Source organism: Bacillus sp. D48C, from assembly GCF_053345735.1.
Genome location: NZ_JBKFAQ010000028.1, coordinates 2114 through 5130, shown reverse-complemented (window position 1 = coordinate 5130; position 3017 = coordinate 2114). Strand labels below are relative to the sequence as shown.

The following is a 3017-nucleotide window of genomic DNA, read 5'->3' as shown; positions in this document are numbered from 1 at the left end:
ATTTTTTAAAGAACTTTATTATTTGTCTACAAAAAAATCAACTGATATTGCCAAAAAGGTACTCATAAAAAGAGTACCTTTTTAATTTGAAAGGGGTCATATAGATGTTTGTTAATAGTGCAAATTTAGTACAAATTTCAAGTCTAGATAAAAGTTTAATGGTGGTAGGTCGAGTGGGAACAGGGAAAACGAGGGAACTGAAGAAAATGGCTTTAAGTTTATCAAAAGTTTTAGTGTTAGATCCAACGAGAGAATACGAAGACGAAGAATTTGAGAAAAAAACGGGTCATGTGACTCTACAACACTTGGAATGTGAATCGAGTGAAGGGTATGGGAATTTTAAAATTACAGAAGATGTAATAAATAAAGCTAAACAATTTGAATATGTAATTGTAGATGAAACCAATTATTTAAGTCAGGAAGATTTTATATACTTTCTTCAACAAATGAAGCATTCCGATATAAAAGTAATAGCAAGTTTTCAACAAATGCCAACAGATGAACAAATTACTAAGAAATTTGGATATGTCATATCTTTAGATGTAACGAATGACTTCGATAAGATAATAGAATATGAGAAATATAATTATGATTCGGGCTTCGGCTTAAAGAAGTAATACGTGTGGCTAGATTGAACAGAGGTGATACTTTGATATGTATAGTGAAAAGATATCAATCAAATATAAATTAGCTGAAAAAGAAGTACTCATTCCATTGAGTGCTTTTTTGTTTGTTGGAATGTTATTGATCGCTAATTTTTTACTCAACTTATCTTTAGAGCTGATAGAAACAACTTTTAGTGATTTATTACATCCCAAACCGTTTCATATGGAGATAGGATTTCTTTTTCGGATGCCAATTGCAGAGCATCCAATTTACTACTTGCTTGTTTTCCTTGTAGTGATTGGAACTATAGCGAGAACAGTGTACAAATTGAAATCTTCCTTTAAAAACTTAAATAATCATGAGAAAGGGTCTAGTCGTTTTACAACAGTTGAAGAGCTGAAAAAGCAGTACCGAGCTGTACCAGATCGAGAGGAAACATTTAAAGGTGGCGGTGGTGTTGTTATCTCCCGACTAGGTGACAAGGTATTTATTGATGATAGTCCGGTAAACAACTTAATTATTGGTACAACACGCTCTGGTAAAGGGGAAACCTATGTATTTCCTACAATTGATGTCTATTCTAGAGCGGAACATAAACCCTCCCTAATTTTTAATGATCCAAAGGGGGAATTGTTCAGCGCATCGAAAGAAACGCTGGAAGAACGAGGCTATCACATTGAAGTTTTGAACCTGTTAACTCCACTTGATTCTATGAGCTATAACTTATTGCAGCTTGTCAAAGATGCCTATAAAGATGGAGATTATTCAACGGCACAGGCATTATGTAAGACACTCTCACACACTTTGTATTATAAACCAGGTGTTAAAGATCCTTTTTGGCAAGATTGTGCTATGAGCTTATGTAACGCCATGATTTTAGCCATAACAGATAAATGTATTGCAGAAGGAACAGAAGAAAAAATAACGATGTATGCAGTAGCTAACATGCTATCGGAACTTGGTTCGAAAGAAATAATTATAGATCCAGATGAACCGCCGAAAAATGCTTTAGATTTATACTTTGAGAATTTACCATCAGACAGTGTTGCGAAAATGCAATATGCAACTTCTAATTTCTCAAAAGGGCAAGCTAGAGGTGGTATTTTTACACAAACAATGAACGGTTTATCTATTTTTACATTTGATGAAATCGCTAAAATGACCGCAAAAAATAGTGTGGATTTAAAACGTGTAGGTTTTGGAAAAACAATAAAAGGAAAAGTGGCACCTAGAAAACGAATAGAAATTGTATTTCCGGATGGCTCAAAGGAGTCTATCAAATCAGATATTACGGGACATTTTGCATTAGATTTTAAGAAAGTAATAAAAGTTGGGGATACCATTCAATTTAATGAAAAAGGAAATAAGAAAAAGAAAACATCTATTTCTATTATGAAAATAGATGAAAAGACAGGTGATACAGAATTTAAAGTAGTAGAAGAAAATGAAGATATACAAGTAATAACAGTGGACTATTTCGATAAACCAGTCGCTATTTTTATGATTACACCAGACTTTGATTCTTCAAATCATGTGATTGCTTCTATTTTTGTAAGGCAGCTTTATTTTATATTGGCAAAGGGTGCATCCCTCGCTCGTGGAGGGAAATGTCACCGTGAAGTAGTTTTTTGCTTAGATGAGTTTGGAAATATGCCGAGTATTGAAGGAATGGCAAATATTATCACGGTTTGTCTTGGTAGAAATGTTCGCTTTAACCTTGTAATCCAGGCATATGCACAATTGAAGAATAAGTATGGTGAGGATGCAGATACGATTGATGGAAACTGTGGGAATACAATTTACATTCTAACTAACGATCAAGAAACCGCCGAAAAAGTTTCTAAAAAACTAGGGAATCAGACGATTAATCTATCTTCCCGAAGCGGAAAAGGTCTTTCTACTGATAAAAATAAAACGGAAAGTCTAGATCAACGACCACTGTTAACAGCAAATGAACTTATGAATTTTAAAGAAGGAGAAAGTGCCGTTATTCGTGTCATAAAACGTCAGGATAATAACAGAAAACGGATCAGACCTCGCCCGATTTATAATACGGGGGAAACAGCCTTAAAATACAGATGGGAGTACTTAGGAGTAGAGTTCGATACAGATAAATCTATTTTAGATATAGATATTGATTCTCTACATGATGATGTAAATCCAAAATCACTTATTGTTGATTTTCTAGGAGAGAGAAAAGCAGAACAAATTGAGACAAAAACATCAGAACCAGAACAGGAAGATTTGCCACCAGTAGAGACATCGCAGCCAGTAGAAGAGCCAACAATGATGGGTATTGATGAAGAGATTCCGGAAGAGGCATTTCAGCAGGAAGACAGCCCGTTTGATTCCCTTTCCATTGAAAATTGGAAAGAAAAAACGGTTAATGAATTTTTTGAATCTGATTTAGT

General features: G+C 34.3%; 2 protein-coding genes. Both read left to right on the top strand.

Annotation, left to right across the window (positions count from 1 at the left end):
- The first annotated feature begins 104 nt into the window (after nucleotides 1-104).
- Complete coding sequence (locus tag ACLBXA_RS29185) at nucleotides 105-617, top strand: hypothetical protein (protein ID WP_447617730.1); 513 nt, start codon at nucleotides 105-107, stop codon at nucleotides 615-617.
- 37 nt (nucleotides 618-654) lie between these two features.
- A partial coding sequence (locus ACLBXA_RS29180) for a VirD4-like conjugal transfer protein, CD1115 family (protein ID WP_447617729.1) occupies nucleotides 655-3017 on the top strand: 2363 nt, incomplete at its 3' end.